Raw genomic sequence first — 22,549 nt, forward strand, 5'->3', positions numbered from 1 at the left:
CATGAAGTATCTCAACAGGAGGTCAGACCATGGTGCTGCCCGGAAGTTCACCGATTTAACACGAACAGCGCTTTTTTGTTATCGTGGCGCCATGAAAATCCTGATCGCCGCGCTGCTGGCAGCGCATGCCCTCCCTTCCCTGGCCGGACAACCGGCCGGCATCCACTTTTCCCACCACGACTGGGAGGTCGCCTGCGACAACACGCGCACGTGCCGAGCCGCGGGCTACCAGGCCGACGATGCGGCCACGCCGGCCGTGTCGGTGCTGCTGGAACGGCAAGCCGGGGCCGGACGCGCCGTGGCCGCCACGCTGCAGCTGGGCAGCTACGATGAGCAGGCACCGGCGCCGCGCGGCGATACCGTCGCGATGAAGATCGATGGCCGGCCGCTGGGCGACGTAGCGATCGGCCGCAAGGAGATGCGGGGCACGCTGACGGCCGCCCAGGCGCAGGCGCTGGTCGCCGCCGTGGCCGGAAGCGGCCGGGTCGAATGGACCGATGGCAGCCACCGATGGGCGCTGTCCGGCAAGGGGGCTTCCGCCGTGCTGTTGAAGATGGATGAATTCCAGGGCCGCGTCGATACCCCGGGCGCGCTGCTGCGCAAGGGCGGCAAGGCCGAGGATGGCGTGGCCGCGCCGCTGCCGGCGCCCGAAATCTCGCCGGCAGCGGCCGGGTCCACCGAACTGAACCTGCCTGCCGCCGCCCGCACGGCGCTGCTGCGCGAACTGCGCGGCACGATCGGGGCCGACGATTGCAATGCGTTCGCACCGGACCAGCTGGCCGTGCTGCGGCTGGCGACAAACAAGCTGCTGGTGTATCTGCCCTGCTGGACCGGCGCCTATAACGAAGGCACGGCCTACTGGGTCACCGGCACGACGGCACCGTTCAAGCCGGTGCTGGTGACGACTGGCGGCAGCGATTACGCGGCCGGCACGATCTCGTCGTCGCAAAAGGGCCGCGGCCTGGGCGACTGCTGGGCACACCAGGAATGGGTGTGGGACGGCCGCCGCTTCGCGCTGACCGAAGCGGCGACGACCGGCATGTGCCGGCTGGTGGCGGCCGGCGGCGCGTGGCGCCTGCCGACCTACGTGGCGAAAGTCACCCGCGGCCTGCGCTGAGCACGCCGGCTGTCAAGGGGCCACCCGCCCCTCGATCGAATCGTCCATCGTCTTGCCGATCGCGGCGCCCACCATGATCTTCAGCCCGGCCACCAGGTTGCCGTGCTTGTTGTCCCAGTAGTAGCCGTCCGTGGGCACCACGCGGATCAGCGTGATGCGCGGGTCGCCCAGCCCTTCCGTGAACCAGGTCGCCAGCTCCGGACTCCACAGTTCCCTGATGCGGTTGGGGTCCGTCGAGATCGTGGCGATACCGTCCAGGTACAGGAAGCCGGCATGTTTCGAGGCCTGGAAGTACAGGCGCACCTTCGGATCGGCGGCCACTTCCGCATTCTTGTGGCTGTCGGAGGCGCTCATGAACCACAGGCTGCCCGTCTCGTCGACGTCGAGCACGGACATGGGCCGCGCGTCGGTGCCGCTGCTGACGAAGAAGCAGCTTTCCGCATCGTCCACGATGTGCCTGATGCGCTTGACCGCCTCGTTACCGGCGAGGTCCTTGTGGGTGTTTTCCTGCTGGTTGCGATTGATCGAATCCATGGCATCCTCCTGTCCTGTGGGAGTCTTCGATGCTAGCGCCATTTCGACCGGCGGTATGTGGACTTTTTAACCGTCGCGTCCTTCCAGCGTGCGCTCGATCCACGCGGCGATGTCGGCAAACAGTTCGTCCCGGTTGAGCTCGTTGAAATTCTCGTGGCGGTTGCCGGCCTCGACGCGGCAGGCCAGCAGGTGCGGCGGCACGGCCTGCAGCAACCGTTCGGCCGCATGGGTGTCCGCCAGCTGGTCCTGCCCGGCCAGCACGACATACAGGGGATGGCGCCAGCCGTCCAGCGACAGGCCCCGCTGCGCTCCCTGCAGTGCATTTCCGAAGCGTATGGTGATTTCGGCGGCGCGGATGCCGTCCGCTTCGTCGCGGTGGTGGCGCGCGGTGATGGCGGCATCATGCGTGAGCGCATCGGTCAGCGATGCCAGCGGCACTTTCATCGTTGGCACCATTTTCGCCAGCAGGCCGGACAGTCTTTGCAGCGCGGCCGGCACGGCCACCGCGTTCACGTAATACGGCGACGAGAGGATGAAGCCGGCAACTTCCTTGCCGCCGGCCAGGCCGAATCGCGTGGCAACCAGGGCGCCCATCGAATGGCCGATGACGAACACGGGAATGCCGGGCCAGCGCGCCCGCACCCAGTCGAGGAACAGCCCGGTCTCCTCGATGAAGATATCGAAATCGGGGATATCGGCCCGCCTGCCGGCGCCGTGCCCGCACAGGTCGAAGGCGGCGGTGGCGATGCCGCGTGCGCGGAAATACAGCGCCGGGGTGACCCAGTCGCCGCCATGGGCCATGCCGCCGTGCAGCGCCAGCAGGACGCAGCGCAACAGGGGTGGCGTGGCCGACGCGGGCGGTTCCCAGATGTGTACGGTGCGTGCAACGCCGGCGCGGCCCCGGAAAGAGTCGAGCCGGTCTTCGGCGAAACGCATCAGCCCGTAATGCTGAGGGTGATGCCCATCTCGACGAACAGAGTCAGGTCGGCGATCGAGAAATCGAGCGCGTCGTCCGGCCCCACGTTGGTCATGGCGATGCGCAGTTCGGCGGCCAGGGGCGGCACGTCGAACGTGATGCCGCGCGACTCGCATTCATGCAGCCAGGCACGCAGGTGGCGCACCAGCGTGGCTGGATTGGCGTCCTGGCCCAGGCTTACGTAGAAGCCGTGGTCGATGCGCACGCGGCCGTCGGGGCGTACGTCGCCCTTCTTCCAGCTGAGCTCGGGTTCGCTGGGCAGGCCGTCGCGCGCGTCGGCAACGGCGGCCTCGTCGCCAAAGACTTTCAGGGATGCTGTGTTCATTCGGGTCTCCACATTGTTTCTCATATTTAAGCACAATTGGCGACAGCCGCGAACAATTAGTTGTCGTGCGGCAATCCGATTCAGGCAACGCCGTAGCGGTCGCGGTACGCTGCCACGGCATCCTTGTGCTGCGCCAGTGCCGGATCGGCCGACAGGTAGCCGAGCAGGTCGGCCAGGTTGCCGATCGAGATGACGGGAATGCCATAATTCCGGCTGACTTCCTGCACCGCGGACAGTTCCGACACCACGCCATCCTTGCCGCCCCGCTCCATCCGGTCCAGCGCGATCAGCACCGCGCACGGCTCGGCGCCGGCGTTGCGGATCATCTCCACCGATTCGCGCACCGAGGTGCCGGCTGAAATCACGTCATCGATGATGACGACCTTGCCGGTGAGCTTCGCGCCGACCAGCGTGCCGCCCTCGCCGTGATCCTTGGCTTCCTTGCGGTTGTAGGCAAACGACGTGTTGCGGCCCTTGCCGGCCAGCGCCATCGCCGTGGCCGAGGCCAGCGTGATGCCCTTGTAGGCCGGACCGAACAGCATGTCGAATTCCACGCCGGAATCAAGCAGGGTCTGCGCATAGAAACCGGCCACCCCTGCCAGCGTGGCGCCATCGTGGAACAGGCCCGCATTGAAGAAATAGGGCGACTGGCGCCCTGCCTTGGTCGTGAATTCGCCGAATTTCAGCACCCCCGCCGAGACGGAAAACGCGATAAACTCTTGCCTCAAATTATTAGTCATATACCGGTCCTGTTCAAAAGTGCCCGTATTTTAATCCATGCCAAAGATCATCTCCGCCAACCTGAATGGCATCCGCTCCGCCGCCAAGAAGGGCTTTTTCGACTGGCTGGGCACCCAGTCCGCCGATTTCATCTGCGTGCAGGAACTCAAATGCCAGGCCAGCGACATGACGGACCAGTTCCGCAATCCGCACGGCTACCACGGCCATTTCCACTACGCCGAGAAGAAGGGCTACTCGGGCACCGGGGTCTACAGCAAGATCGAACCGGATGCCGTGAAGATCGGTTTCGGCAGCCCCGAATTCGATGCCGAGGGCCGCTACGTGCGCTGCGACTTCGGCGACCTGACCGTCATTTCGGTGTACTGCCCGTCCGGCTCGTCGTCGCCGGAGCGGCAGGAAGCCAAGTTCCGCTTCATGGAACTGTTCCTGCCCCACCTCGTCGAGCTGCGCGCCGAAGGCCGTGAAGTCGTCATCTGCGGCGACTGGAACATCGCGCACAAGGAAATCGACCTGAAGAACTGGAAGGGCAACCTGAAGAATTCCGGCTTCCTGCCGGAAGAGCGCGCGTGGCTGACCCGGGTCTTCGACGAATGCGGATATGTCGACGTGCACCGCGGCCTGGATCCGCGCCCGGATCAGTACACGTGGTGGAGCAACCGCGGCCAGGCCTATGCGAAGAACGTGGGCTGGCGCATCGACTACCACGTTGCCACCCCCGGCATCGCGCAATGCGCACAGGCGGTGTCGGTCTACAAGGATGTGAAGTTTTCCGATCACGCGCCGCTGATCATCGAATACCAGCGTTGAATCACTTGAGTCGACTCAGCTGAAAGAACAACGGCCGGCGCTTGCCGGCCGTTGTTTTTTTGACTGGATGCAATTTCCATAAGGAAAAGTAACGTGCCGCTTTGCTATGATAGAGGACTGTCCACGCCTTCCTGGAGCATCGCATGCCAATCGACACCATCCGTCCCCTGCTCAGCGCCGCCACGCCCGCCGACAATAGCGGCACGGTTGCCGTCGGTGCCGGCATCGAGCTGACGTTTTCGGAGACGGTCAAGGCCGGCAGCGGCAAGATCTTTGTGACGAACGGCGCCACGCAGGCCTACCTCGGCCGCGATGGCCTGCTGCACACGCGCATCGTCAACGCCACCGATACGCGCACGATCGATATTGCGGACAGCAGCCAGGTCACGATCTCCGGCAACAAGGTCATCGTCAACCCCAGCGCCGACCTGCTTGGCGGCACGCGCTACAGCGTGGTGATGGAGGCCGGCGTGCTGGCCGACCTCGCCGGCAATGCCTACGCCGGACTGGCCGACGCCAACCGGCTCGACTTCACCACCGCCGCGCCGGCGCCGCCGCCCGCCGATGCCACGCCGCCCGCCGTGGTATCGCTGGCGCTGTCCGACGTCCACCTGGAGACGGGCGAGCATGCCCTGCTGACGCTGACGATGAGCGAAGCCGTGGCCGGCATCTCGCTGGCGGCCTTCACGGTCGAGGGCGGCCACCTCGAAGGACTGGCGACCGACGATGGGGTCACGTGGACGGCAAGGCTGGTACCGGACGCGAACAGCGAAGGCAGCGGTTCGGTCGTGTTCGCGCCGTCCGCCGCAGTGGACGGTGCCGGCAATCACGGCACCGGCGAGGCGGCGGCAACGCCGTTCACTTACGCCACGCCGGCCGGCCTGACGTTCGCGCTGTGGAACGACAGCGGCATCGACAACACCGACTTCATCACCAATACCGGCAGCGACCAGGGCCTGGACATCGCCTGCTCGCTGCCGCTGAACGAGGGCGACAGGGTGCAGGTATCGGTCGACGGCATGTCGTTCGTCGATGCGCAGGGGGGCGAAGGCGAAGGCAGCTGGTTTGCCGGCGGCCTGCAGTTGCCGACGGGTGCCGGCACGATCATCGTGCGCGTGGTGGATGCCAGCGGCGCGGTGCGCACCAGCGTGGCGCAGCAGTACGTGGTGGACACCATCGCACCGGAACCTTCCGCCCGGGACGCGACGATCGCGCTCGCCGCCGACAGCGATTCCGGCAGCGCCGGCGACGCCATCACCAGCGCCACGCAGCCATGGGTGGTGGTGACGCTGGCCGGCAGGACGGGCTACCGCCCCGGCGACGTGATCGAAGTGCAGGAAGACGGTTTCGAAGGCCCGCCCGTGGGCCGCACGGTGCTGGCGGCCAGCGATTTCGATGCCGGCGGCAACCTGCTCGCGTCCACCGTGCGGGTACGGCTCACCGGCGACATGCTGCGCGGCGCCGAAGGCGAGCACACGTTCTTCGTGCGCATCACCGACATCGCGGGTAACGCCCTGCCCGGCGACTACAGCGAACGGATGCTGGACCTGACGATCGACACCACGGCGCCCACGCTGACCGATACGGCGCCGGACGAAGGCGACGTTGTCGACGGCACGCTGCCGACGATCACGCTGACATTCGACGAAGACGTGGTGCTGGGCGCTTCCACCACGCTGGTACTGACCAGCGAATCCGGCGATATCCAGGAATTCAACGGCGAAGCCGGCGAGCTGCAGTGGAATGGCGAGAGCCGCGAAATGACGCTGACGCTGAAGCACACGCTGGCGCCGGGCACGCACTACCAGCTGGCGACGCAAGGCGCGCTGCACGATGCGGCGGGCAACGAGGGCTGGGCCGCCGAGGCGGTGCTGCTGCGCTTCGATACGGTGGAAGAGGAAGGCGGCGGCGTGATCGTGGTGCCCGTCACGCCGGAACTGTCGCTGAACCTGGACAGCGCCAGCGCTTCGGATCCCGGCGGCGAGGCGGAAGATGGCATCACGAACGACCTGCGCATCAATGTCGCCGGCCTGCAGCCGGGCGGCTCGTGGGAATACAGCGTGGATGGCGGCGAGAGCTGGCAGCCGGGCGTGGAGGATTACTTCATGCTCGACGCAGTGTCCGCGACCTACGGGGAAGGCGAGATCCGCGTGCGCCAGTACGCATCCGGCGAGGACGCCCAGGTCAGCGAGACCGGCACGCTGGGCGCCGTGACGATCGACGTGACGGCGCCGTTCGCGGCGATCGATTATGGCTCGTTCGAGTTCATTGCCGGCGGCATCACGATGATCACGGGACGGCTGGTGGGTGAGCTCGACGAAGGCGACGTGGTCGAGTTCACGGCGAATCGCGGCGAAACCTGGCAGCGCGCCGCGCTGGACGGCCAACTGTACCTGCATGACGTCGAGATCGGATATGGCGGCACCATCGGCCTGCGCGTGTCGGACCAAGCCGGCAACCTGGGCGAATCATTCAACGGTGCCAGCACCGTCTACGTGGCGGACGGCTACGGCGGCAGTTTCGACATCGGCGATGGCGAGGCGCTGTTTACGCAGGGCGGCGATGACCGCATCGGTATCGGCGGCACCGGTTTTGCGTACGTCGATGGCGGTCAGGGCAACGACACGCTGGACATCGCCATTGCCGACATCGACCTGACCGCGGTTGCCGGCCGCCTGAACGGCATCGAGAACATCGACCTGGGGGAAGCCGAAGGGACAGTGCGCACCATCCATGTGACGGTCGACGCGGTGCGATCGATTGCCGGCGAAGGTCCTCTGACAGTCGACGGCGATGAATCCGACACGGTGGTGCTGGACGATGACGGCTGGTTCTGGGAAGGCAATGACGGCAGCTACGTCACCTGGGTGAACGATGGCACGACTCTGCTGATCGGAAGCAGCATCGCTGTCCACGGCGGCATGGAAGTCTGACACCCGCTACAGGCTGCGCCGGCTTTCGAAGTAGCGCCATTCCCCGCTCAGCGGATCGGGGAAGCCGATGGCCCGCGCCAGCAGTTTCAACGGCGCCGACACATCCTCTCCCTTGCACGGCAGCGCCACCGGATAGAACGCATCGTTGACGATCGGGATGCCCAGCGCGGCCAGGTGCACGCGCAACTGGTGCTGGCGGCCCGTGTGCGGCCACAGGCGATACAGCACGTGCTCTCCGCGCTGCCCGGCGACATCGATCATCGTTTCCGAATTCGGCTCGCCCGGCTCTTCCTTCATCGTGAAGAATTTATCGCCCTGCACCATGCGGCTGCGGTAGCTGAAGGGGAACTCGCGGCCCGGCAGCGGGCCGGCCAGCGCTTCGTATTCCTTTTGCACGGCGCGCTGCTGGAACAGCGACTGGTAAGCGCCGCGGCTGTCGAGATTGCGCGAAAAGACCACGATGCCGGCGGTCTCGCGGTCGAGCCGGTGGATCGGCACCAGTTCCTCGATGCCCAGTTTCGCGCGCAGGCGCACCAGCAGCGTCTCCTTCAGGAAGCGGCCGGTGGGAATCGTGGGCAGGAAATGCGGCTTGTCGGCCACCACGATGTGCTCGTCCTGGTACAGCACTTCTTCGTCGAACGGGATCGGCGCCTCGTATTCCAGCTCGCGGTAATAGAAGATGCGCAGGTTGCGCTTGTACGGCGACGCAGGCTGCAGTGCCCTGCCCTGCGCGTCGACCACGTCGCCGCGCGCCATCCGCTCGCGCCACTGCGCTTCGCTCACGGCGGGGTAATTCGCCACCATGAAGCTGATCAGGTCGGGCCAGTCGCCCTCGGGCAGCCACAGGTAGCTGGGCGTGACGCCATCGCGCATCGGCAATGGCGCCTTGCCATGGAACTTGACGGTGGAAGACATGCAGGAAAGAAGCGGCGCGGCTTACATCTTCGGCAGTGGCGTAGTGCGGTAAGCCGGCAGCTTCGCCACCGTGGTGCCGCGCGTGCGGGCATACACCGGCAGCACCAGCGGCATGCTCTTGTTCATTTCGGCGATGCGGGTTTCGCCGCTCGGGTGGGTGGACAGGAATTCGATCGGCGCGCGCGCGTTGACGGCACCCATCTTCTGCCACAGCGCGACGCCGGCGCGCGGATCGAAGCCGGCGCGGGCGGCCAGGTCGATGCCGACCAGGTCGGCCTCGGTTTCCTCGCCGCGCGAGAATTTCAGCACGGCCGCCTGGGCCGCCATGCGGCCGCCGAAGTCCGTCAGGTTCGGATCGATGCCAAACAGCGCCGAGGCGGCGATGCCGCCAAGCTTGCCGGCGATGGCGGCCACCTGCGATTCTCCCTGCCGCTTGCGCGCATGCTCGCGCAGCGCGTGGGCGATCTCGTGGCCCATCACCATGGCCACTTCGTCGTCTGTCATGTTCAGCTTGGTGAGGATGCCGGTAAAGAAGGCGATGCGGCCGCCGGGCATGCAGAACGCGTTCACCTGATCGGAGTTCAGCAGGTTGACTTCCCAGTTCCAGTTTGCCGCTTCGGGATTCCAGCGGCCCACGTGGGGAATGATGCGTTTCGCGATGGCGCGCAGCCGCTGTACCTGCGGATGGCTGTCGTCGACCAGCGCGTCTTTCTGGTCGGCTTCCTTCAGCAGCGCGTCATATTGCAGCTTCGACTGCTGGTTCACGGCCTGCTCGTCGGACAGCACGCGCAGGCGCGACAGGCGCGTGACGGGAATGCCGTCCGTCGCGGGGGCCGCCTGGGCTGCCTGATGCGCCGGCGTGGATTGATGGGCGCCCGCCGTGTGCATGCTGGCGGCGAGGGCGATGAAGGCCAGGCTGTGTTTGAGTGATTTCATGTTCTGTATCCATGCGACCGTGACATTCTGACAAATTTCACGGCCGTTCGCCACACGATACCATACGCCAGATCAGGATCGGGCCCCATTCCGCTTGCGCAGCCGGAACACGGCCAGTTCGCCGCGCAGGTTCGGCAGCACGTCGACGATCCTGCCTTCGGCCAGTGCGACGTATTCCATCACCTCGACGCCCACTTCGGCGGCCAGCGCGCGGAAATCCTCGATCGTGGCGCAGCGCACGTTCGGCGTGTCGTACCACTGGTACGGCAGCGTCTTCGACACCGGCATGCGGCCCTTCAGCAGCGCCACGCGGTGCGGCCAGTAGGCGAAGTTCGGGAACGACACGATCGCCTCGTTGCCGACGCGGACGATGTCGCGCAGCAGCGCTTCCACGTGCTGCATCATCTGCAGCGCAGACAGGCACAGTACCGTGTCGAACGAATTGTCGCCGAACAGCGCCAGCCCGCCCTTCTCGAAGTCCTGCTGGATTACCCGCACGCCGCGCTGGGTGCTTTCCAGTACCTTGTCGTCCGCCAGTTCCAGGCCGTAGCCGGTGCAGCGCTTGTCGGTCTGCAGGTAGTCCATCATGAAACCGTCGCCGCAGCCCACGTCCAGCACGTGCGCGCCGGGCTGTATCCAGTGAGCGATGAAAGCCAGGTCGGGGCGCGTGCGTTTCAGGTCGTCGAACGTCATGCCGCACCTCCTTTCGATTCGGCGGCAATCTGGCCGTGAATCTGGCCGAAATATGCCCTCACCATGCCCATGTAGCGTGGATCCTCCAGCAGGAAAGCATCGTGGCCGTGCGGCGCATCGATTTCCGCGTAAGTGACTTCACGGCGGTTGGCCAGCAGCGCCTGCACGATTTCGCGCGAGCGTTCCGGAGAGAAGCGCCAGTCGGTGGTGAACGACGCCAGGAAGAATTTTGCCTTTGTCTTCGCCAGCGTGCGCGTCAGGTCGCCGTCGTGCACGCGCGCCGGGTCGAAGTAATCCAGTGCCTTGGTGATCAGCAGGTAGGTGTTGGCGTCGAAATAGGTGGCGAACTTGTCGCCCTGGTAGCGCAAATAGGATTCGATCTCGAAGTCGATGCCGAAACCGAATTTGTAGCCGCCATCCTCGGCCATGTCTCTCAGCTTGCGGCCGAATTTCTCGGCCATGTCGTCATCGGACAGGTAGGTGATGTGGCCGACCATGCGCGCCACCTTCAGGCCGTTCTTCGGCACCACGCCGTGCTCGTAGAAGTCGCCGCCATGATAGTCCGGGTCGGACAGGATCGCCTGCCGCGCCACGTCGTTGAAGGCGATGTTCTGCGCCGACAGCTTCGGCGTCGAAGCGATGACCACGCAATGGCGCAGCCGGTCCGGGTGCATGATGCTCCATGCGAGCGCCTGCATGCCGCCCAGCGAGCCGCCCATCACGGCGGCGAACTGCGCGATGCCCAGGCGATCGGCCAGACGGGCCTGGGCGGCTACCCAGTCTTCCACCGTCACCACGGGAAACGCGGCGCCGTAAGGCTTGCCGGTGGCGGGATTGGCGTGCATCGGGCCGGTGGAGCCGAAGCACGACCCCAGGTTGTTGACGCCGATGACGAAGAACCTGTTCGTGTCGACCGGCTTGCCCGGTCCGACCATATTGTCCCACCAGCCCACGTTCTTCGGATCGTCGGCATACCAGCCGGCCACGTGGTGCGAGGCGTTCAGTGCATGGCAGATCAGCACCGCGTTCGACTTGTCGGCATTCAGGGTGCCGTAGGTTTCATACATCAGCGTGTAGTCGCGCAGCGACGCACCGCTTTGCAGGGGCAAGGGTTCCGCGAACGCCATGGTTTGCGGAGAAACGATTCCTATTGAGGACATGTTATCGAATTGTTGGATTGTGTACTGCGCGGCCCCGCGGGCCAGTGATGGTGGCGGGGCCCGAATGAGGGCACCCGCTGTAGTTTCTACATCGTCTGCAGCGACAGGACGGCATCCGCGATGACGTCCGGTTCCATGGAACGAAGTACTTTGCGCGTTTGCGGCACGATCCGGGCCATGTCGCTGTTCAGGATTTCCTGCTTCACCGACAGCAGCTGCGCCGGGTGCATCGAAAAATCGCGCAGGCCCATGCCGAGCAGCAGGCGCGTGAGCTTCACGTCGCCCGCCATCTCGCCGCACACGGCAACGTCGATACCGGCCTTGTGGCCGGCGGCTATGGTCATCGAAATCAGTTGCAGTACGGCGGGATGCAGGGGATTGTAAAGGTGCGCCACCTCATAATCAACCCGGTCGATGGCCAGCGTGTACTGGATCAGGTCGTTGGTGCCGATCGACAGGAACTTCATCTTCCGCACGAACATCGGCAGCGCCAGCGCCGCGGCGGGAATTTCGATCATCGCGCCCACGTCCACGTTCGCGTCGTACTTGATGTTCGCTTCGCGCAGTTCGGCCTTGGCCAGCTCGATCATCGCCAGCGACTGGTCGATCTCGTGCGCGTGGGCCAGCATCGGGATCAGGATGCGCAATTTGCCGAACGCGGAGGCACGCAGGATCGCGCGCAGCTGCGTGAGGAAGATCTGCGGCTCGGACAGGCAGTAGCGGATCGCGCGCAAGCCCAGTGCCGGGTTGAGCGCCGTGTGTTCCGTCGTGTCGAGAGGCTTGTCGGCGCCGATGTCGAGCGTGCGGATGGTGACCGGCCGGCCTTTCATCGCCACCACGGCGCGGCGGTACTGCTCGAACTGTTCGTCCTCGGACGGCATGTCGCTGGCGCGGCCCATGAACAGGAATTCGGAGCGGAACAGCCCTACGCCGTTGGCGCCGGCTTCGAGCGCCGGGCCGCAATCGTCCGGCAGCTCGATGTTGGCCAGCAGCGTGATCGCCGTGCCGTCCTTCGTGACGGCGGGCGTCTTTTTCAGCTTCGACAGTTTCTTCCGGGCGCGCTGCGCGGCCAGTTGCCGCTCACGGTACTGTTCCAGCACCAGCGCGCTGGGGCTGACGATGACCACGCCTGCATCGCCGTCGATGATCACCCAGTCATCCTGCTCGATCAGGTTGGACGCCTGCGACACGCCGACGGCGGCCGGGATATCGAGGCTGCGCGCCACGATCGCGGTGTGCGAGTTCTGGCCGCCCACGTCGGTGACGAAGCCGATGAACGAGCGGTCGCGGAACTTCAGCATGTCCGCCGGCGAGATGTCGTGCGCCACCACCACCATCTGTGCCTGGAACTCGTCGTCGTCCGGCTCCACCGGCATGGGCAGCGGCTCGCTGCCCAGCAGGACCTTCAGCACGCGCTCGGCGACCTGCTGGATGTCCACCTTGCGCTCGCGCAGGTACGGGTCTTCGATCTCGTCGAACTGCGCCGACAGTTCCTCGATCTGCGTGACGAGGGCCCACTCGGCGTTGTAGTGGCGGCTGCGGATGATGTCCAGCGGCGCCTCGGAGATCATCGGGTCGGAGAGGATCAGCGCGTGGACGTCGATGAACGCGCCCAGTTCGGTCGGCGCATCCTTCGGCAGTTCATTCCACAGCGTTTGCAGCTCGCGGTGCACGGTGGCCAGCGCCGTTTGCAGGCGCACCACTTCCGCTTCCACGTGTTCTTCGGCGATCAGGTAGTGCTTGACGTCCAGCGCGGCCGGCGCCAGCATCTGGGCCCGGCCGATGGCAATGCCGCGCGAAACCGGAATGCCGTGCAGTGTGAACGATGCCATCGGTACTCCCCGGTCAAACGGCATTCGGGCACCTGGAAAAACCTGCTGCGCGTTGCATTTGCGGCCTGCGATGCTCATCGTACCCGAGTACGATTGCGCTTCTCGGCCACAACTGCTGCCGCTCGCAACGGTTTTTCACGGTGCCCATTACTCGCCTTCGCCGAACTTGTCGTTGACCAGCCCGGCAAGCGCGGCGATGCATTCCTGCTCGTCGGCCCCATCCGCTTCGAGCGTGACCTTGGCGCCCTTGCCGGCAGCCAGCATCATGACGCCCATGATCGATTTCGCGTTGATGCGCCGGCCATTGCGGGACAGCCAGACATCGCTTTTGAACCTGGCTGCCAGCTGGGTGAACTTGGCGGACGCGCGCGCATGCAGGCCGAGCTTGTTGATGATTTCGAGTTCTTGCTGAATCATGTTTTCTTGTTTATCTGGTTGACCCGAAGTGTTTAATCGACCCGAAGTGTTTAATTGACGCGAATGCGGTTGTCCACCCGTACCGCCCCGCTTTGCGCTCCGGCCAGCGCCATTTCCACCACCACGTCCAGCGTATCCATGCGGTAGGTAATCGCCCGCAGCAGCATCGGCAGGCTGATGCCGGCGATGACTTCGACGTGGCCCGCGTCGGCCAGTCTGTTGCAGCAGTTGGCCGGGGTACCGCCCTTCACATCGGTGATCACCAGTACGCCTGAACCGTCGTCCAGCCGCCTGATGGCCGCCGCGGCCAGTGCCTGCACGTCGCCCAGGTCCTGGTCCGCCACCACGTCGATCGCTTCGAGGTGATCGACCTTGTTGTGAAACACATGGGCCACCGCCGCCAGGAAAGCTTCTCCCAGCGGCGCATGGGTCATTAGCAAAATACCAACCATATCGGTCCTTGTCAGGCCGCCTGTTCGAGCGCGTCGATAAACATGGCGGCAACCTGGAAGCCCGTCTGCTGCGTGATCTCCTGGAAGCAGGTCGGACTGGTGACGTTTACCTCGGTCAGGTAATCGCCGATCACATCCAATCCTACCAGCAATAAGCCACGCTCAGCCAATACCGGACCGATTGCCTCGGCAATTTCACGGTCGCGCTCGGTGAGTGGCTGCGCCACGCCGATGCCGCCGGCCGCCAGGTTGCCGCGTATCTCGCTGCCCTGCGGAATACGCGCCAGCGAGAACGGCACCGGCTTGCCGCCGATGACGAGGATGCGCTTGTCGCCCTTGACGATTTCCGGGATGTAGCGCTGCGCCATGATCGTCTGCCGGCCGTTCTGCGACAGGGTTTCGATGATGGCGCCGAGGTTCAGGCCATCCGCCTTTACCCTGAAGATGCCGGTGCCGCCCATGCCGTCCAGCGGCTTGAAGATCACATCGCCATGTTCGGCATGGAAAGCGCGCAGCCGCGTTTCGTCGGATGTGACGATGGTCGGCGACGTGAACTGGGAGAATTGCGCGATCGACAGCTTTTCATTGTGGTCGCGGATCGCCTGAGGACTGTTGAACACCTTGACGCCCTGCTTCGCGGCCAGCTGCAGCAGGTAGGTGCCGTACACGTATTCCATGTCGAAGGGCGGATCCTTGCGCTCCAGGATCACGTCGAATTCGGACAGCGCCACGTCTTCCGATGGTGCGGCTTCATACCAGTCTTCCTGGCCGCCGCCCGTCATCGTGATGCGCGATACCCAGGCGCGGACGATGCCGTTCTCCAGCGCCATGTGGCGCTGCTGGAACGCGTAGACGTCGTGGCCGCGCTTGGCGGCCTCGGCCATCATGGCGTACGTGGAGTCCTTGTAGATCTTGAAGTTCGCCAACGGGTCGGCAAGGAAAGCGATTTTCATGGGCACATCCATTCGAGGTAATGGCTGATTTTAGCCGAGTTTCCCAAGCGGCATCGGCAGCGGGAACCGGCCTCAGTACACCTCGGGATTCGGATCGGTGCGTTCCATTTCCAGCGATGCGGCCAGCAGCGCCAGCCGGGCCACCACGCCGTACACGTAGAAGCGGTTCGGCGCGGCGGTGCCGGGTTTCGCCTTCAGGTCCGGTATCGCGTGCTGTTGCGCGAAGGCCAGCGGCACGAACTCGGAGCCGGGGGCGTTCAGGTTCTGGTCCACGCCCCGTTCCGCATGCACCCGGTAGAAGCCGCCGACCACGTAGCGGTCGATCATGTAGACGACCGGCTCGGCCACCGCGTCCTTGATGCTTTCAAAGGTGGGCACGCCTTCCTGGATGTTCAGGTCGCTGACGACCTGGCCATCCTTGACCACCGACATCTTCTCGCGCTGCGCCGGCGACAGGTCTTTCAGTTCCGCCGCATCGCGGATGCTGATGATGCCCTTGCCATACGTGCCGGCATCGGGCTTGATGATGACGAACGGCTTTTCCTTGATGCCGTATTCCTTGTATTTCTTGCGGATCTTGGCCAGCACGGCATCGACATTGCCAGCCAGGCAATCCTGCCCCTCGCCGGTCTGCAGATCGACCTCGCCGCAGCGGGCGTGGAACGGGTTCACCATCCACGGGTCCACGCCGATCAGCTTGCCGAATTTCTTGGCCACTTCATCGTAGGCCGTGAAATGGTTGTGCTTGCGGCGCAGGCCCCAGCCGGCGTGCAGCGGCGGCAGCAGGCTTTGTTCATGGATGTTTTGCAGGATGTCCGGCGTGCCGATCGACAAATCGTTGTTCAGCAGGATCGTGCACGGATCGAAATCCTTCAGCCCGACGCGCCGGCCGTTGGCGGAGCGCTCGAGCGGCTCGACGACCAGCATGTTCCCATCCGGCAGCGCCAGCGGCGTCGGCTGCGTGATCGCCGGGTCCAGCGTGCCCAGCCGCACGTGCAGGCCGGTCTGGCGGAAGATCTGCGCCAGGCGGGCGATGTTCTCCAGGTAGGTGGGGTGACGGTTGTAGCTCTCCGGGATCACCAGCAGGTTGCGCGCGTCCGGGCAATACTTGTCGATCGCGGCCATCGCGGCCTGCACCGACAGCGGCAGCATCTCGCTGGCAAGGTAATGGAAACCACCGGGGAACAGGTTCGTGTCCACCGGAGCCAGCTTGTAGCCGGCATTGCGCAGATCGACGGAGCAATAGAACGGCGGCGTGTGTTCCTGCCATTCGAGGCGGAACCAGCGCTCGATGGCGGGGGTAGCGGCCAGTATTTTTTCTTCGAGATCGAGCAGCGGTCCGGTCAGGGCCGTGACGAGGTGGGGAACCATGCTTACTTCCTTGTAGTGAGAGGCGAACTGCGTGCCCGCCTTGCAGAAGTGAAGGCGGACTCACCAAATCAGGGCAACAATGCCATTTTAAAGGTGTGGAAAGCAAAAAAGCGCCCCGCAGGGCGCTTTGGACCGCTAAAACGCGGATTTAAATGTGATACGCGGATTCGCCGTGGCTGTTGATGTCCAGGCCTTCGCGCTCCTGCTCTTCCGGCACGCGCAGGCCGATCACGACGTCCACCAGCTTGTAGGCGATGAAGGCGACGATGCCCGACCACAGGATCGTGACGCCCACGCCGATCAGCTGCGTGACCACCTGGCCGCCGATCGAGTAGTCCGCCGAAGCCTTGTTGGCCACGTAATCCCAGATGCCCTGGCCACCCAGCGACGGTGCCGCGAACACGCCGGTCAGCACCGCGCCCAGGATACCGCCCACGCCGTGCACGCCGAACACGTCCAGCGAGTCGTCGGCGCCCAGCATGCGTTTCAGGCCATTCACGCCCCAAAGGCAGACCACGCCGGCCAGCAGGCCGATGACCAGACCGCCCATCGGGCCGACGAAACCGGCCGCCGGGGTAATGGCCACCAGGCCGGCCACAGCGCCGGAGACGGCACCCAGCATCGACGGCTTGCCCTTGAAGATCCATTCGGCGAACAGCCAGGACACGGTGGCGGCGGCGGTGGCCAGCAGCGTGTTCACGAAGGCCAGCGCAGCGATGTCGCCCGCTTCCAGCGCGGAGCCGGCGTTGAAGCCGAACCAGCCCACCCACAGCAGCGACGCGCCGATCATCGTCATCACCAGCGAGTGCGGGGCCATCGATTCGCGGCCGTAGCCGACGCGCTTGCCCATCATGTAGGCACCGACCAGACCGGCAACGGCGGCATTGATGTGCACCACGGTGCCGCCGGCGAAGTCCAGCGCGCCGTGGCTCCACAGGTAGCCGCCCTTGGCGGTCACGGTGGCCAGCGACGCGGCATCGGTGATCGCATCCGGGCCGGCCCAGAACCAGACCATGTGCGCCATCGGCAGGTAGGCGAACGTGAACCAGATCACGATGAAGGCCAGCACGGCAGCGAATTTCGCGCGCTCGGCGAAGGCACCGACGATCAGGCCGCAGGTGATGGCGGCAAACGTGCCCTGGAAGGCGACGAAGATAAATTCGGGAATGACGACGCCCTTGCTGAACGTTGCCGCATAGGCAAACGTACCGGCCACGGGGTCATAGATGCCGTTCAGCAGCGCACGGCTGAATCCGCCGAAGAACGCATTGCCTTCGGTGAACGCAATCGAGTAGCCATACAGGCACCACAGCACGATGATCAGCGAGAAGATCGTGAAGATCTGCATCAGGATGGACAGCATGTTCTTCGACCGCACCAGGCCGCCGTAGAACAGGGCCAGGCCGGGGATCGACATCATGATGACCAGCAGCGTGGCCACGAACATCCAGCTCGTATCGCCCTTGTGCGGCGTGGGCGCGGCGGCTGGTGCCGCTTCGGCGGCGGCCGGTGCCGCAGCCGCCAGTGCCGGCGCAGGCGCGGTTTCCGCGGCAGCAGGTGCCGCGGCGGTGGCGGTGGCGGTTGCGGCCGGTGCGTCGGCGGCCGTCGTATCCTGCGACCAGGCCGGCGCGGCGCTGAACGCCATCAGCATGGCAGCCCCGGCCAGCCACTTCGTTATCATTTTCTTCATCGGATTCCCCTTTTTATTTAAAGCGCATCGTTGCCGGTTTCGCCGGTCCGGATACGGATCACCTGTTCCAGGTTATAAACGAAAATCTTGCCGTCGCCGATCTTGCCGGTACGCGCGGCCGTTTCGATGGCTTCGATGGCCTGCTCGACGATGTCATCGTCGACCGCCGCTTCGATCTTGGTCTTGGGCAGGAAGTCGACCACGTATTCGGCGCCGCGGTACAGCTCCGTGTGGCCTTTCTGGCGACCGAAGCCTTTTACTTCGGTCACGGTTATCCCTTGCACGTTGATCGCGGAAAGGGCTTCACGCACCTCGTCCAGCTTGAAGGGCTTGATGATGGCGGTAATCATTTTCATGGCAGGCCTCGTTTGTGTTTCAGAAGGTTTTGGACAGGGTCAGCGCGGCGCCCGATTTACCCAGGTTCTTGCCGTTCGGTGAGTAGTACGCTTCGGTATTGGTACCGAAGAAGGCCAGCGACAACGCGGCAATGCCGAGGTCCTTGGTGATGCCCACTTTCCAGTCCGTGTAGCTGGCGGCATCGTTATTCTTGACTTCCTGGCGGCCCAGGTGCAGGTTCAGCGTGAAGTCTCCACCCAGGTCCTGGTTGATGGAGGCATCCAGGTACTGGCTGTTCTTGCTGTCGGCAAAACCGAACAGGTTGGTCAGCGAGTGCGAATATTTCAGCGTGGCGGGGCCATAGCCCACCTGGCCGTACAATTCAAACGTGTTTGCGCTGGTCGGCAGTGAGTTCGATGGGTAGAGGTAGCCCAGGCCGCCCACGTCGTACGTGAAGCCGGAGCCGAGGTCGCCGCGCTTGCCGGCATAGACGTCCCATTCGACGCTGCCATCGCCGCCACCGTCCTTGACCCACTTGATGGTGGACAGCCACGTGCCGGCGTAGAAACCTGTCGGGTTGTTGACCCAGTCGGCGCCGCCTTGCAGCGCGGGTTTCATGCGGGTTTGCGAAATGCCGCGGTAACGGTATTCGCTGGTGACGGCCGCGTTAAAGCTGATCTCGTTGTCCGGTTTCGCCTCGGGTGCCGCGGCGGCTTCCTGTGCCTGAGCCTGGCCTGCCGCGATACATGCGAACAGGACGGCGATGGACAGGGCGGAGCGCTTGCTCGGGTATGACATGGCGATTTCCTTTTGAGTGAACTTTTATTGCGGTTTAAAATTCGTTTGACTCGTTGTCCATTTAGCTAAAGCAGAATGCGTGCCAGCGAATAGTTGCTGAGCCTAAAGCCGAGCCGCGGAGCGCAACACCGCTTTCGCACCAAATAATCTTCGTACTGGCACCATTGTGGTGCATTCGTGCGAAAAAACTCACCTGGAGCCCATCGTGGACATGAACGCCTTCTTCACCGACCTGCAATCCAAGATCAACAACGTCATTGAAAACTCGCCCGCCAAGGATATCGAGCGCAATGTCAAGGCGATGATGACGCAGGGCTTTTCCAAGCTCGATCTCGTGACACGCGAGGAGTTCGATATCCAGGCGCAAGTTCTGGCCAAGACGCGCGCCCGCCTGGAACTGCTGGAAACCCGCCTGGCCGAGCTGGAAGCAAAAATCGCTGCCGAAAAGGCCCCGTTGTAAGATTTTTCCGCCTTATCGCGGCGCAAGGCCGCGCCCGCTGCAAGCGCCTACGATGCAGGATCGTCTCGTTTACTCACAGCTTGCAGCGGGGAATCATGAGCTTGGCCGTCCTGAAAAGCCGTGCGCTGAACGGCATCGAAGCGCCTGAAGTCAGCGTTGAAATCCACCTCGCCAACGGCTTGCCGGCCTTTCACATCGTCGGGTTGGCCGAAACCGAAGTCAAGGAAGCACGCGACCGCGTGCGCGCCGCCATCGTCAATGCCGGCTTTGACATGCCTGCACACCGCATTACCGTCAACCTGGCACCGGCCGACCTGCCCAAGGAATCCGGCCGCTTCGACCTGCCGATCGCGCTCGGCATCCTGGCGGCCTCCGGCCAGATCCCCGCTCCCCCACTGGCCCGCTACGAATTTGCCGGCGAATTGTCGCTGACCGGCGAACTGCGGCCGATCCGCGGCGCGCTGGCGATGACATTCGCGATGCAGCGGGCGCACGTGCACAGCGCCTTCATCCTGCCGCTGGCCAATGCCGACGAAGCCGCGCTGGTCGAAGGCGCCGCGGTGTACCCGGCGGCCACGCTGCTGGAGGTATGCAACCACTTCTGTGCGGCCGACGATACCGCCCGGATCGCGCGGCACCGTCCGGCGCCCCGGCCGGTACTCGCCGGGCATCCCGATTTCGCCGAAGTGAAAGGGCAATGGCATGCCAAGCGGGCGCTGGAAGTGGCGGCTGCCGGCGGCCACAGCATCGTCATGGTGGGGCCGCCCGGTGCCGGCAAGACGATGCTGGCATCGCGCTTCGCAGGCCTGCTGCCCTCGATGACGAACGACGAAGCGCTGGAAGCGGCCGCGGTGCAGTCGCTGACAGGAACGTTCACGGCGGCGGCCTGGAAGGTGCGGCCATTCCGCGCGCCGCATCACACATCGTCAGGCGTCGCGCTGGTGGGCGGCGGCAGCGTGCCCCGGCCAGGAGAAATTTCGCTGGCGCATTGCGGCGTGCTGTTCCTCGATGAATTGCCGGAGTTCGACCGCCGCGTGCTCGAAGTGCTGCGCGAACCCCTCGAGTCCGGCCGCGTGACCATTTCGCGCGCCGCTCGCCAGGCCGAGTTCCCTGCGCGCTTCCAGCTCGTTGCGGCAATGAACCCTTGCCCGTGCGGCTACCACGGGCATCTCGCGGGGAAATGCAAATGTTCCCAGGATGCGATCGATCGCTACCAGGGCCGGATTTCCGGCCCGCTGCTGGACCGCATCGACATGCAGATCGATGTCGGCCCCGTGCCGACGGAAAAGCTGCACACGGCCGAAGACGGCGAGTCCACGCAGGTCATCGCCGCGCGGGTGGAAGCGGCATTCGAACGGCAACTCGCCCGCCAGCAAAAAAGCAACCGGCACCTGAGCTCGCGCGAGATCGATCGCCACTGCAAACCGGAGCGCGCTGGACAGGATATGTTGCACAAGGCGATGCTGCAATTTCACTGGTCGGCCCGTGCCTATCACCGCGTGCTGCGTGTGGCGCGGACGATTGCCGACCTGGACAATTCCGAGACGGTGCAGGCACGGCACGTGGCCGAGGCCGTCCAGTTCCGGCGCGTGCTGCGCTCGCCCTGAGACCCGCTCCCCCGGGCAGCGCTTCGATGGCGCCAGGCGCGCGACGCTGCTACCATCGCCCAATGAAACTTCACTTCTCGATTCCCATCGCGGTGGCTGTTGCCACGGCGGTAAGCGCCTGCAGCCCGAAGTTCGACTGGCGCGATCACCACGCACCGGATGCGCAGTACTCCGTGATGTTCCCCGGCAAGCCGGCGACACATACCCGCACGGTCTCGCTCGATGGCCGCGAGGCATCGATGACGATGACGGCCGCCGAAGTCGACGGCACGGTATTCGCGGTCGGCAGTGCCACGCTGGCGGACGCTTCCGAGGCTGAACGGGCCGCACGCTCGATGCAGACCGCCATGGTGCGCAATATAGGCGGTAGCGTCTCGAAGCAGGCCGCGCGAGAGAATGGCGTCGATATCGAGGCGCATGGCGCGAGCAACGGCCGGCCGATGCAGTTGCACGGCAGGTTCGTCACGCGCGACAAGCATGCCTATCAGGTGGTGGTTATCGGTCCTGACGGCGCCGTCGACGCGGAGAACATTGACACCTTCATCCGTTCCTTTAAGCTGAACTGAAACGATCGCGTGCGCGCCGATGGCTTGCAGCACGCCGTGATATCGTTGGAGCACTAAAACAACATATCAGGAAGCGCCATGTTAATCACATTCAAATCCAAATCCTCGCCCGAGGTCACGATGTACCAGGAACATGCCCAACGGATCCTGGATGTACTGAACAAGAACCACACGCGAGGTGTCATCACCGCGGCGGAAGCTGCGCACGCGGTGCAATTGCTCGAGCAGGAAGTCGCGCTGAGCAAACTGCATCCCGAAGTGGATGCGGAACACGCAAGCCATTCGCACCCACATCACCTCCCGGAAGAGGACGAGACGGCCGAAATGGCGGAGAAAAACCATATCGGCTTCGCGCAGCGCGCTTATCCGCTGCTGGAAATGCTGCGCACGGCGCGCGACGGCGGCGACAACATCGTCTGGGGAATTTGACGCACCGCCCTGGTTCCCGTTGAGTCAAGCAAAAGCCCCTGTCAGGTGACTGAACAGGGGCTTTTCAATAGCTCAGTTAGCTCCAAAGCAGCGAGCTGAAACGCGTGAGTTCAAAGGTCAAAACCGGTGACAGGCTGCAACAAATGAATAAAATCCAACAGAGTGACGTCGGGCAGTGCCCGGCGGAGCGCTGGTTCGGGACATGGAGCCAGTTTGCGGCATACAGCAAAGCATGCGTTCAAATGCGAAAAACCCCCGCCAGATCACTGGACGGGGGTTTCTCTATATAACAGCCTGACGATAACCTACTTTCACACTGGTTGCAGCACTATCATCGGCGCAAAGTCGTTTCACGGTCCTGTTCGGGATGGGAAGGGGTGGGACCGACTTGCTATGGTCATCAGGCATGACTTGTACGATCGATTGCTCTCGATGGAGCAGCAATCGATCTCAATCCGGAAGAAGTAAAGCGAGGGTAACTCTCATCAAAGAGTAAATGCA

23 protein-coding genes and 1 rRNA gene are annotated in these 22,549 nt (G+C 64.2%); 7 read left to right on the plus strand and 17 right to left on the minus strand.

The annotated features are described in order from the left end of the window. The first annotated feature begins 91 nt into the window (after positions 1-91). Positions 92-1,117, plus strand: coding sequence for a DUF1176 domain-containing protein (locus ACY34H_RS20255; protein ID WP_464979261.1), 1,026 nt, complete (start codon positions 92-94; stop codon positions 1,115-1,117). A gap of 12 nt (positions 1,118-1,129) precedes the next feature. Here the strand turns inward: ACY34H_RS20255 and ACY34H_RS20260 are convergent, their stop codons facing one another. The 4 genes from ACY34H_RS20260 to pyrE form a co-directional block, all read right to left on the minus strand. Continuing rightward, a complete protein-coding gene (locus ACY34H_RS20260) occupies positions 1,130-1,651 on the minus strand; it encodes a pyridoxamine 5'-phosphate oxidase family protein (protein WP_464979262.1) in 522 nt (173 codons plus the stop codon). A 66-nt stretch (positions 1,652-1,717) separates the two neighbouring features. Beyond that, positions 1,718-2,587, minus strand: coding sequence for an alpha/beta fold hydrolase (locus ACY34H_RS20265; RefSeq protein WP_464979263.1), 870 nt, complete (start codon positions 2,585-2,587; stop codon positions 1,718-1,720). Next, positions 2,587-2,952 (minus strand): hypothetical protein, encoded by a 366-nt coding sequence (locus ACY34H_RS20270; protein WP_464979264.1) that lies wholly within the window; start codon positions 2,950-2,952, stop codon positions 2,587-2,589. The genes ACY34H_RS20265 and ACY34H_RS20270 overlap by 1 nt, the downstream gene beginning before the upstream one ends. Before the next feature lie 80 nt (positions 2,953-3,032). Beyond that, on the minus strand, positions 3,033-3,692 hold the full coding sequence (gene pyrE, locus ACY34H_RS20275) for an orotate phosphoribosyltransferase (protein ID WP_464979265.1): 660 nt from the start codon (positions 3,690-3,692) through the stop codon (positions 3,033-3,035). A 37-nt stretch (positions 3,693-3,729) separates the two neighbouring features. Here pyrE and ACY34H_RS20280 point away from each other — a divergent pair, with 37 nt between their 5' ends. Together ACY34H_RS20280 and ACY34H_RS20285 are read left to right on the plus strand one after the other, a co-directional pair. Beyond that, a complete protein-coding gene (locus ACY34H_RS20280; protein ID WP_464979266.1) occupies positions 3,730-4,500 on the plus strand; it encodes an exodeoxyribonuclease III in 771 nt (256 codons plus the stop codon). Positions 4,501-4,643: 143 nt separating this feature from the next. Next, a complete protein-coding gene (locus ACY34H_RS20285; protein ID WP_464979267.1) occupies positions 4,644-7,433 on the plus strand; it encodes an Ig-like domain-containing protein in 2,790 nt (929 codons plus the stop codon). A gap of 6 nt (positions 7,434-7,439) precedes the next feature. Here the strand turns inward: ACY34H_RS20285 and ACY34H_RS20290 are convergent, their stop codons facing one another. The 12 genes from ACY34H_RS20290 to ACY34H_RS20345 form a co-directional block, all read right to left on the minus strand. Beyond that, positions 7,440-8,348, minus strand: coding sequence for a pseudouridine synthase (locus tag ACY34H_RS20290; RefSeq protein WP_464979268.1), 909 nt, complete (start codon positions 8,346-8,348; stop codon positions 7,440-7,442). A gap of 21 nt (positions 8,349-8,369) precedes the next feature. Then, a complete protein-coding gene (locus tag ACY34H_RS20295; RefSeq protein ID WP_464979269.1) occupies positions 8,370-9,284 on the minus strand; it encodes a M48 family metallopeptidase in 915 nt (304 codons plus the stop codon). Between the two features lie 72 nt (positions 9,285-9,356). Next, positions 9,357-9,977, minus strand: coding sequence for a methionine biosynthesis protein MetW (gene metW / locus ACY34H_RS20300; protein WP_464979270.1), 621 nt, complete (start codon positions 9,975-9,977; stop codon positions 9,357-9,359). After that, a complete protein-coding gene (metX, locus tag ACY34H_RS20305) occupies positions 9,974-11,137 on the minus strand; it encodes a homoserine O-succinyltransferase MetX (protein ID WP_464979271.1) in 1,164 nt (387 codons plus the stop codon). The genes metW and metX overlap by 4 nt, the downstream gene beginning before the upstream one ends. A gap of 86 nt (positions 11,138-11,223) precedes the next feature. Beyond that, the gene (gene ptsP, locus ACY34H_RS20310) at positions 11,224-12,969 is read right to left on the minus strand and encodes a phosphoenolpyruvate--protein phosphotransferase (RefSeq protein WP_464979272.1); all 1,746 of its coding nucleotides are present in this window, start codon (positions 12,967-12,969) and stop codon (positions 11,224-11,226) included. A gap of 147 nt (positions 12,970-13,116) precedes the next feature. Further along, complete coding sequence (locus ACY34H_RS20315) at positions 13,117-13,386, minus strand: HPr family phosphocarrier protein (RefSeq protein ID WP_464979273.1); 270 nt, start codon at positions 13,384-13,386, stop codon at positions 13,117-13,119. Positions 13,387-13,436: 50 nt separating this feature from the next. Continuing rightward, positions 13,437-13,838: a PTS sugar transporter subunit IIA gene (locus tag ACY34H_RS20320; protein WP_464979274.1), complete on the minus strand. Its 402-nt coding sequence runs from the start codon at positions 13,836-13,838 to the stop codon at positions 13,437-13,439. Between the two features lie 11 nt (positions 13,839-13,849). After that, positions 13,850-14,791, minus strand: a complete 942-nt coding sequence (gshB, locus tag ACY34H_RS20325) for a glutathione synthase (RefSeq protein WP_464979275.1) — start codon at positions 14,789-14,791, stop codon at positions 13,850-13,852. A 72-nt stretch (positions 14,792-14,863) separates the two neighbouring features. Next, positions 14,864-16,162 (minus strand): glutamate--cysteine ligase, encoded by a 1,299-nt coding sequence (gene gshA / locus ACY34H_RS20330; RefSeq protein WP_464979276.1) that lies wholly within the window; start codon positions 16,160-16,162, stop codon positions 14,864-14,866. Positions 16,163-16,310: 148 nt separating this feature from the next. After that, on the minus strand, positions 16,311-17,852 hold the full coding sequence (amt, locus tag ACY34H_RS20335) for an ammonium transporter (RefSeq protein ID WP_464979277.1): 1,542 nt from the start codon (positions 17,850-17,852) through the stop codon (positions 16,311-16,313). 17 nt (positions 17,853-17,869) lie between these two features. After that, positions 17,870-18,208 carry a P-II family nitrogen regulator gene (locus tag ACY34H_RS20340; protein WP_137316052.1) on the minus strand — a complete coding sequence of 113 codons (339 nt, stop codon included), beginning with the start codon at positions 18,206-18,208 and terminating at the stop codon, positions 17,870-17,872. A 19-nt stretch (positions 18,209-18,227) separates the two neighbouring features. Further along, positions 18,228-18,986, minus strand: coding sequence for a TorF family putative porin (locus ACY34H_RS20345; protein ID WP_464979278.1), 759 nt, complete (start codon positions 18,984-18,986; stop codon positions 18,228-18,230). 205 nt (positions 18,987-19,191) lie between these two features. Between ACY34H_RS20345 and ACY34H_RS20350 the strand changes: the two genes are divergently transcribed. The 4 genes from ACY34H_RS20350 to ACY34H_RS20365 all read left to right on the plus strand — a co-directional run bounded on the left by ACY34H_RS20350 (position 19,192) and on the right by ACY34H_RS20365 (position 22,048). Further along, positions 19,192-19,446: an accessory factor UbiK family protein gene (locus ACY34H_RS20350; RefSeq protein ID WP_464979279.1), complete on the plus strand. Its 255-nt coding sequence runs from the start codon at positions 19,192-19,194 to the stop codon at positions 19,444-19,446. Positions 19,447-19,541: 95 nt separating this feature from the next. Then, positions 19,542-21,053, plus strand: coding sequence for a YifB family Mg chelatase-like AAA ATPase (locus ACY34H_RS20355; protein WP_464979280.1), 1,512 nt, complete (start codon positions 19,542-19,544; stop codon positions 21,051-21,053). A gap of 62 nt (positions 21,054-21,115) precedes the next feature. After that, positions 21,116-21,619 (plus strand): hypothetical protein, encoded by a 504-nt coding sequence (locus tag ACY34H_RS20360; RefSeq protein ID WP_464979281.1) that lies wholly within the window; start codon positions 21,116-21,118, stop codon positions 21,617-21,619. A 78-nt stretch (positions 21,620-21,697) separates the two neighbouring features. After that, a complete protein-coding gene (locus ACY34H_RS20365) occupies positions 21,698-22,048 on the plus strand; it encodes a DUF1840 domain-containing protein (RefSeq protein ID WP_464979282.1) in 351 nt (116 codons plus the stop codon). A 292-nt stretch (positions 22,049-22,340) separates the two neighbouring features. Here ACY34H_RS20365 and rrf read toward each other — a convergent pair. Further along, positions 22,341-22,453, minus strand: a 5S ribosomal RNA gene (rrf, locus tag ACY34H_RS20370). Positions 22,454-22,549: the final 96 nt, after the last annotated feature.

The organism is Pseudoduganella sp. jia 9 (assembly GCF_055502615.1).